This window comes from Pseudomonas sp. (assembly GCF_030147005.1).
Taxonomy (GTDB): domain Bacteria; phylum Pseudomonadota; class Gammaproteobacteria; order Pseudomonadales; family Pseudomonadaceae; genus Aquipseudomonas.
The window spans coordinates 19,475-27,190 of the sequence record NZ_JASLAW010000211.1 but is presented as its reverse complement, the minus strand read 5'-3'; the positions used below and the strand labels follow the sequence as shown (position 1 = coordinate 27,190).

8 protein-coding genes and 2 pseudogenes are annotated in these 7,716 nt (G+C 62.5%); 4 read left to right on the top strand and 6 right to left on the bottom strand.

Annotated features, from left to right (window positions below; genetic code table 11):
- Positions 1-255: 255 nt before the first annotated feature.
- The gene (locus Q1V60_RS20020; protein WP_300633837.1) at positions 256-762 is read left to right on the top strand and encodes a GNAT family N-acetyltransferase; all 507 of its coding nucleotides are present in this window, start codon (positions 256-258) and stop codon (positions 760-762) included.
- A 119-nt stretch (positions 763-881) separates the two neighbouring features.
- On the opposite strand, the gene Q1V60_RS20015 is transcribed toward Q1V60_RS20020, so the two are convergent.
- Together Q1V60_RS20015 and Q1V60_RS20010 are read right to left on the bottom strand one after the other, a co-directional pair.
- Positions 882-1,172 (bottom strand): hypothetical protein, encoded by a 291-nt coding sequence (locus tag Q1V60_RS20015; RefSeq protein WP_300633835.1) that lies wholly within the window; start codon positions 1,170-1,172, stop codon positions 882-884.
- A gap of 195 nt (positions 1,173-1,367) precedes the next feature.
- Positions 1,368-2,318, bottom strand: a complete 951-nt coding sequence (locus Q1V60_RS20010) for a GlxA family transcriptional regulator (protein ID WP_300633833.1) — start codon at positions 2,316-2,318, stop codon at positions 1,368-1,370.
- A gap of 172 nt (positions 2,319-2,490) precedes the next feature.
- On the opposite strand from Q1V60_RS20010, the gene Q1V60_RS20005 reads away from it, so the two are divergent.
- The 3 genes from Q1V60_RS20005 (at position 2,491) to Q1V60_RS19995 (ending at position 4,999) form a co-directional block, all read left to right on the top strand.
- Positions 2,491-3,120: a TetR/AcrR family transcriptional regulator gene (locus Q1V60_RS20005; protein ID WP_300633831.1), complete on the top strand. Its 630-nt coding sequence runs from the start codon at positions 2,491-2,493 to the stop codon at positions 3,118-3,120.
- Entirely contained in the window at positions 3,117-3,794 is a 678-nt protein-coding gene (locus Q1V60_RS20000; RefSeq protein ID WP_300633829.1) for a type 1 glutamine amidotransferase domain-containing protein, read from the top strand. Before Q1V60_RS20005 ends, Q1V60_RS20000 begins: the two co-directional genes overlap by 4 nt.
- A gap of 77 nt (positions 3,795-3,871) precedes the next feature.
- Entirely contained in the window at positions 3,872-4,999 is a 1,128-nt protein-coding gene (locus Q1V60_RS19995; RefSeq protein WP_300633827.1) for an alkene reductase, read from the top strand.
- A gap of 76 nt (positions 5,000-5,075) precedes the next feature.
- Here the strand turns inward: Q1V60_RS19995 and Q1V60_RS19990 are convergent.
- From Q1V60_RS19990 to Q1V60_RS19975, 4 genes and pseudogenes are all read right to left on the bottom strand, one after another.
- Positions 5,076-5,182, bottom strand: a pseudogene (locus Q1V60_RS19990) (zinc-binding dehydrogenase); the annotation flags it as partial.
- A gap of 67 nt (positions 5,183-5,249) precedes the next feature.
- Positions 5,250-5,357: pseudogene (locus tag Q1V60_RS19985) on the bottom strand (zinc-binding dehydrogenase); the annotation flags it as partial.
- A 67-nt stretch (positions 5,358-5,424) separates the two neighbouring features.
- Positions 5,425-6,423 carry an NAD(P)H-quinone oxidoreductase gene (locus Q1V60_RS19980; RefSeq protein ID WP_300633825.1) on the bottom strand — a complete coding sequence of 333 codons (999 nt, stop codon included), beginning with the start codon at positions 6,421-6,423 and terminating at the stop codon, positions 5,425-5,427.
- Positions 6,420-7,649, bottom strand: coding sequence for a YbfB/YjiJ family MFS transporter (locus Q1V60_RS19975; RefSeq protein WP_300633823.1), 1,230 nt, complete (start codon positions 7,647-7,649; stop codon positions 6,420-6,422). Before Q1V60_RS19975 ends, Q1V60_RS19980 begins: the two co-directional genes overlap by 4 nt.
- Positions 7,650-7,716 lie beyond the last annotated feature (67 nt).

Below are 7,716 nucleotides of genomic sequence, written 5' to 3'. Positions count from 1 at the left end.
CACGCCCAGGATAAAAATCTGCAGGTAATCCAGGGAGGCAAACCCCACATCCAGGCCGGCGGAGCAGACGTTAGTCAAAATACGTGTCCTTGAAAAAAGGGATAGCCGGCGAAGTTTATTCTAAATGTTTCAGGAATTCGGCCAGGGTGGTCGCTATCTGCAATCGGTTCAGCCAATAGAAAGGTTGGGCAATGTATTGGCCTGGCCAGTGGTTTTGTGAACAATGGCGCCCTGCGTTTTTTCACCGAGAGCCCCATGTCTGAAACCACCGTCGAATTGATCCAGACCGGCCCTGAACACGCCGAGCTGATCCGCAATCTTTACCAGTACTACGCGTATGAGTCTTCGGACTGGGAACAGGAAGATGTCGAGGCCGATGGCCGCTTCTACATCCACGACGAGCACCTGGCCCGCTATTGGCACGACCCGCTGTGGAGCGCCAACCTGTTATTGGTGGACGGCTATGTCGCCGGCTTCCTGCTGATCGAAGGCAGCGAACTGCCAGGCATCGATGCCCTGGAACTGGCCGACCTGTTCATCCTCAAGCGCTACCGCCGCAAAGGCATCGGCCGCGCCATCGCCACCCAGATGCTATGCAGCGGCGAGGGTAACTGGCTGGTGCGTTTTTATGATCAGGACGAAGTGTCCCAGGCGTTCTGGCGTACGGTGCTGGATAACCTGCCGCGTCCGGTGCAGACCCTTGAGCTGGACGATGAGCCGCACTTGATCAGTTACCTGATTACCCGCGCTTCACTGCATTGACCGGCTGAGCAGCTTTATCAGTGGGGCAGGGCACGGGCCACCCGCCAAGTTTTGATCGCCTGGCGGGTGGGCCGTGCTTTTTTTACGCGAGAAAACGGGCAGCATTGGCCCGGCCTGATTTATTCGCAGAAAATACTTTGCACCTTACCGCTGTCATCAAGCACAACGTTAAGACGGGTTTCGTCACGCATGTTTCGGATCAATAATTTGGTGATTCTAATTTTTTCGACCTTGGTGCCGGTCAACTCAGCGTACCGTTCTGCCGACAACGGTTCAGCGCCTGCCGGCGATTCTTTCAGCGCCGTGGCAGCCCCGCATTTGTCGTCTGCCGCGTTGACCTGAAAGGCTGTACTCGCCAGTACGATGCCTGCGGTGAGTAGAGCAACTTTGATAGTTGGAGGGGTTTTCATTGGAAGCTCCTTGCCTCGAACGATGGTTGAATGTGCCTGCATGTGCAGCTTGCACTGAGTGGCCAGCGCCGCGTAACTGTCAGAGTTGACAGTGTTTTATTCCCATTTTGCCTACGTGAGCAGGTTTACTTGAGCGCACGGATATATCGCTTGTGCGGTGAGCGGGCAGTCATGGGTTAACAGCGGTGATCAGCCTCAGCCCAATTCGATGGCGCGTCCATTCAATAGCTGCTGCATCGCCTGCGGCGGTTGCCCGAACGCCCTGAGAAACGCCTGGCGCATGCGCTCCCGGTCACCGAACCCGGTCTCGCGGGCCACGACTTCGACCGGGTGGCGACTGGTTTCCATCATTGCGCGTGCCGCTTCCACGCGCAGGGCTTCGATGGCCTTGGCCGGCGTCTGCCCGGTTTCTTCGCGAAACACCCGGCTGAACTGGCGCGGGCTCAGGCGTGCGACATCGGCCAGGGCTTCCACCGACAGGTCGTGGGTGAGATTTTCACGGGCGTAGGCCAGGGCCAGTTGCACGCGGTCGGACTTGGGGTCCAGTTCGAGCAAGGCTGACAGTTGCGATTGTTCACTGCCGCGCCGTTGTGCGATCACCAGCTTGCGTGCAATGCGCCGGGCCAGGTCGCTGCCCAGGTCGTTTTCCACCATGGCCAGCGCCAGATCGACCCCGGCGCTCATGCCCGCGCCGGTCCACACGTGGCCGTCCACCACGAATAACTTGTCGTCTTCCAGGCGAATGTCCGGGTAGCGCTTGCGAAACGCCGGCGCGTGGATCCAGTGGGTGGTGGTGCGCTTGCCTTCCAGCAAGCCGGCTTCGGCCAGCACGAAAATGCCCATGCACAGCGAGGCCACGCGGCGCGATTGCGCGGAGGCGGCCTTGACCATCTCCAACAGGTTGGCCTCCGGCAGGCGAAACTCCAGGTAGCCGCTGACAATCAGCGTGTCATACCCCTCGGGACGGATCGCCGTGGTGTTCACCGAAAACCCCTGGGACGTCATCACTGCGCCGCCGCTTTCCGACACCAGATGAAACGCATAGGCCGGCTCGCCGCGCAGCAGGTTGGCGCACTCGAACACCGAGCCCAGGCTGAGGCTCAAGGACTGGAAGTTCGGGTAAACCATCAGCGCAACGCTGTGCATCGTCATTCTCCAAGGGGCGCGGGAGAGGGGATTGTCGGCGCGTGCCGGGTAAACGGCAACTGACTTTGGCGGATGTCCGGAATCCTTGCGGATATGACATTGTGAGCCTGCACCCACGTCCCTAACATGGCCCGACGAACTAGACGACTGGTCTAATCGGAAGGGGCCAAGCATGAGCAGCGAAACCAAAAGTACCCGGCAGACCATTCTTGAAAGCGCGCAAACCCTGGTGGGCGCCAAGGGGTTTTCTGCGGTGGGGTTGAACGAAATCCTGCAAGCCGCCGCAGTGCCCAAGGGGTCGTTCTATCACTACTTCACCTCCAAGGATGCGTTCGGTGTGGTGTTGCTCGATACCTACTTCGATAGCTACGTCGAGGGCATGCAGCGCCTGTTCAGCCAGGCGGGGGCGTCTCACTACACCAGGCTGATGCACTACTGGCAGGGCTGGATCGACAACCACACCGGCTGCACCGACGCCAGCAAATGCCTTGCCGTCAAACTCGGTGCCGAGGTGTCAGACCTTTCAGAGCCGATGCGCCTGGCCTTGCAGCGCGGCACGTCACGCACCATCGATTTGCTCGCGACGGCGCTGCGCCACGGCGTGCAGGACGGTTCGCTGAAGCTTGAGCAGCCCCCCGAAAGCCTGGCCCGACGCCTGTATGCGTTGTGGCTGGGAACCAGCGTCATGGGCAAGATCACCCGTACCACCGCGCCGTTCGATGAGGCGCTGGGGCTGACCCGGCAATTGTTGGGCCACCCTGAAAACCCTGCTATCCACCACGATCGAGGCACTGGAAAATGAAAGTATTAATGGTACTGACCTCTCACGACCAGCTTGGCGATACCGGCCGCAAGACCGGCTTCTGGCTCGAAGAGTTTGCCGCTCCCTATTACGCGTTCAAAGATGCCGGTGCCGAGGTGGTGCTCGCATCCCCGGCCGGCGGCCAGCCGCCGCTGGACCCGGTCAGCGATCAGCCCGATGCCCAGACCGAACAAACCCACCGCTTCAACGCCGACCCGGCCGCGCAGCAGGCGCTTGCCACTACGGTGAAATTGGACTCGGTCAACGCCGATGACTTCGACACCGTGTTCTATCCAGGTGGCCACGGCCCGCTGTGGGACTTGGCCGAGTCGCCGGTTTCCATCGCGCTGATCGAGTCGTTCGAGCGTGCCGGCAAACCTGTCGGGTTTGTCTGCCATGCACCGGGCGCTTTGCGTCACGTCAAGGCGGTCAACGGCGAGCCACTGATCAAGGGCCGTCGCGTCACCGGGTTCTCCAACTCGGAAGAAGCCGCAGTGGAGCTGACCGAGGTGGTGCCCTTTCTGATTGAAGATGAATTCAAAAAACTGGGCGGCAAGTATGAGAAAGGCGCCGATTGGCACTCTTTCGTAATCGTCGATGGCTTGCTGGTGACTGGGCAAAACCCCGGCAGCTCCAGCGATGTAGCCAAGGCCCTGTTGAAACTCACCGCTTAACTTAACCCTTCGATTGATTCATTGGCGGCTCGCGAGAGCCGCCAGCGTTTTCGCTCGTCCTGAATTTGGAATATCCCATGGCTCATCCTTTGAACACTCCAGTCAAACTGGGGCATCACGTCTTGAACAACCGCGTTGTGCTGCCGCCCCTGACGCGCCAGCGCAGTGCCCAGCCCGGCGATATCGCCACCGACTTGATGGCCGAGTATTACGGTCAACGCGCGAGCGCCGGGTTCATGGTCAGCGAGGGCACCCAGATCGAGCCGCGTGGCCAGGGTTACGCGTGGACGCCGGGGATTTACACGCCCGCGCAGATCGACGGGTGGCGCAAGGTCACCGAGGCGGTGCATGCCGAGGGCGGCGTGATCTTCGCCCAGTTGTGGCATGTAGGCCGCGTGTCCCATAACGCCTTGCAACCCGACGGCGCCGCGCCGGTCGCACCGTCGGCCATCCAGGCCCAGCAGGCGAAGGCCTTTATCGAAACCGGGCCGGGTGTGGGCGAGCTCAAACAACCCCCGGTCCCCCGTGCCCTGACGGTGCTGGAGATCGAGGAACTGGTCGGCCACTACGCACAGGCGGCCCGCAATGCGCTGGACGCAGGCTTTGACGGGGTGGAGATTCATTCGGCCAACGGTTACCTGGTCAACCAGTTCATCTCGGCCCATTCCAACCGGCGCGATGATGAATACGGCGGCACCCTGGACAATCGCCTGCGCTTTTTGCGCGAGATCGTCGAAGCCGTGTGCCGGGTAGTCGGCCCTGAACGCGTGGGCGTGCGTTTTTCGCCATTGTTCAGCGGCACCGACCAGGAGCGTGTCTACATCGGCCTGGTCGAAGAAGACCCGCACCACACCTACATCGAAGCAATCAAAGTGCTGGAGCAATCGGGTATCGCTTATGTCTCCATCGCCGAAGCGGACTGGGACAATGCCCCCGACCTGCCGGACAGCTTCCGCCAGGCCGTGCGCAGCACCTTCAGTGGCCGCATCATCTATGCCGGCCGCTACACCGCCGAACGCGGCGCAAACCTGGTGGAAGCCGGGCTGGCGGACCTGATTGCCTTCGGCCGACCGTTCATTGCCAACCCGGACCTGCCGCAGCGGATCTTCAATGGCTGGCCATTGAATGCGCTGAAGGCTGAAGGGCTGTATGGCGGGACTGAGGCGGGGTATGTCGATTATCCGAAATATGCCAAACCGGACTGAGCTGAGCGTTCCCCTGTAGGGGAGGGCTTCGCCCTCCAGCGGGAGCAAGCGCCCTCGCCACAGGGGCGTGAAGGGTTTATTCGACGCGCAGCACAATCTTGCCGATATGGTCCCGCCCTCCATGCGGGCGTGGGCCTGGGCGGCGTCGGTGTAGTCGTCTACCTTGTCGATGACCGGCAGGCAACCCTGTAGGGGGAGGGCGTCGCCCTCCAGCGGGAGCAAGCTCCCTCGCCTCAGGGGCGTGAAGGGTTTATTCGACGCGCAACACAATCTTGCCGATATGGTCCCCGCCTTCCATGCGGGCGTGGGCCTGGGCGGCGTCGGTGTAGGCGTACACCTTGTCGATGATCGGCAGGCAACCCTGGAGGGGGAGGGCTTCGCCCTCCAGCGGGAGCAAGCTCCCTCGCCACAGGGGCGTGAAGGGTCTATTCGACGCGCAGCACAATCTTGCCGATATGGTCCCCGCCCTCCATGCGGGCGTGGGCCTGGGCGGCGTCGGTGTAGTCGTACACCTTGTCGATGATCGGCAGGCAACGGCCCTGGCTCAATACCGGCCATATGTGCTCACGCAACTGCTCGGCAATCGCGGCCTTTTCTTCGCGGGTGCGGGCGCGCAACAGGGAGCCTGTGATCACCGCGCGCTTGCCGAGAATGGTCAGCAGGTCCACGTCATTGGCCTTGGCGCCACCGAGGAAGCCCAGTATCACCAGGTGGCCGTCCATGCCCAGTGCCTTGAGATTGTTGTTGAGGTACGAGGCCCCCATGATGTCGAGGATCACATCGACGCCTTGGCCTGCGGTCTTCTCGGCGATGACCTGGGCAAAATCCTGCTCGCGATAATTGATCGGCTGCGCCCCGAGCCTGGCGATGGCCGCGCATTTGTCGGCGCTGCCGGCGGTGGCGAATGCCTGGATCCCGAATTCCTGGCACAGCATCAACGCGGTGGTGCCGATGCCGCTGGTGCCGCCGTGGATCAACGCGCGCTGGCCGTTACAGGCGCCGCCGAGACCGAACAGGTTGGCCCAGACGGTGAAGAAGGTTTCCGGCACGGCGGCGGCTTGAATCCAGTCCATGCCTTCGGGTATCGGCAACGCCTGGCTGGCCGGCACTGTGCAGAATTGCGCGTAGCCGCCGCCGTTGGTAAGGGCGCAGACCTTATCGCCGAGCTGGTATTGCTGCACGCCGTCGCCCAGCGCCACCACTTCACCGGCCACTTCCAGGCCTGGAATCGGGCTCATGCCGGGTTTCATCGGGTATTTGCCGGCGCGCTGCAGGGCGTCGGGGCGGTTGACCCCGGCCGCATGCACGCGAATCAGGATCTCGCCCGGGCCGGCCACCGGTATGTCTGCACGACGCGGTTGCAGCACGTCGGGGCCGCCGGGGGCGGTAATTTCGATCAGGGTCATTTCTTGGGGCAGGGTCATGGATGGCTTCCTGTAGCAATGAGCGTATGGGTTGGGACCGTGGCGAGCGGTCGACGGTTCAGCCAGATCATGCCCGCTTCCAGTAACAGTGCAACCACAATGGCGCCGGCCGCGAGGCCGAACAACCACACATATTGGCCGCCGCTGACGTTGAACAGTGCCGAATAGGCAAAGCCTGCAAGTGCCTGGAAGGTGGCGAAGGACACTGTCGCCCGGCTCCAGGCCACTTGTTGTGAGTGATGATGGGGGATCAGTTCGTGGACGCGCGCCAGCGCCAGCGGCACGATGCCCGGCGGGAACGAACCGAGGATCACCGCCAGCAAGGCGAGCGCCGCGAACGAACTGGAAATCGCCAGCAAAGCCAGGGCGATCGCCTGCACCACCAGCACCACGCGAATACTTACGCGGGCACCGAGCGCGTCGGCGAGAAACCCGTAGGTGACCGGCCCGACGATTGCGCCCAGGCCATACATCACCCAGATCATTGCTCCGACATGCGCCCCGGCACCCAGGCCGCGTGCCACGTAATCCACCAGGAACATCATGGCCGGCACCAGCCCCGCCGCCATAAAGGCGTATTGCGCGAACAGCAGGTACACCGCTGCCGGCGTCTGCGCTGTATGCGCGGGCGGCGTTGCCTCATGCACCGTGCCGTTGGGCCAGGCGAACCAGCTGGCGGCGGTCAGCAGCACGGCCAGCAGGCCCAGGCCGAACCAGGTCTGCTGCAAGCCCAGGCTCAGCAACGGCGGCACCAGCGTGCCGGAGCCGGCGATGCCCAGGCCGATGCCGAGAAAAATCGCGCCGCTGGCCAGGCCACGGCGTGCGGCCGGAACATGGGGCAACACGGTCGCCGCCACCAGCACCATGATCGCGCCGCCGGCGATGCCCGACAGCAGGCGCCAGGCGAAGAACCACAGCACCGACAATGGAAAGCCACAGGCGAAAAACGCCAGGGTCACCGCCACCATCATCAGGCGCAGGGCGGTCTTGTTGGACGTCGCGCGGGCGATGGGCCGCCCGATCAGCGCGCCGACCAGGTAGCCCACCAGGTTCGCGGCGCCGAGGTAAACCACGTCGCCGGCGGAAAACCATTGGGCCTGGATCAGCGAGGGAATCAGTGGCGTATAGGCAAAGCGCGCCAGGCCGATGCTGACCAGGCTGGCGCACAGCCCGGCGAAGATCGGTAACCAGACGGCGGGTCGGGATGAAACCGGTGTGTGCAGCATGATGGCAATCCTGGGTATTTTTCTCTGGCGGCCAGCATAACGAGGTTTGCTGATGCAATAATGCAGC

Excerpts from the sequence above, each read along its gene's own strand:
- Q1V60_RS20020 (WP_300633837.1), top strand. The coding sequence starts at position 256 with ATGTCTGAAACCACCGTCGAATTGATCCAGACCGGCCCTGAACACGCC.
- Q1V60_RS20015 (WP_300633835.1), bottom strand. The coding sequence starts at position 1,172 with ATGAAAACCCCTCCAACTATCAAAGTTGCTCTACTCACCGCAGGCATC.
- Q1V60_RS20010 (WP_300633833.1), bottom strand. The coding sequence starts at position 2,318 with ATGCACAGCGTTGCGCTGATGGTTTACCCGAACTTCCAGTCCTTGAGC.
- Q1V60_RS20005 (WP_300633831.1), top strand. The coding sequence starts at position 2,491 with ATGAGCAGCGAAACCAAAAGTACCCGGCAGACCATTCTTGAAAGCGCG.
- Q1V60_RS20000 (WP_300633829.1), top strand. The coding sequence starts at position 3,117 with ATGAAAGTATTAATGGTACTGACCTCTCACGACCAGCTTGGCGATACC.
- Q1V60_RS19995 (WP_300633827.1), top strand. The coding sequence starts at position 3,872 with ATGGCTCATCCTTTGAACACTCCAGTCAAACTGGGGCATCACGTCTTG.
- Q1V60_RS19980 (WP_300633825.1), bottom strand. The coding sequence starts at position 6,423 with ATGACCCTGCCCCAAGAAATGACCCTGATCGAAATTACCGCCCCCGGC.
- Q1V60_RS19975 (WP_300633823.1), bottom strand. The coding sequence starts at position 7,649 with ATGCTGCACACACCGGTTTCATCCCGACCCGCCGTCTGGTTACCGATC.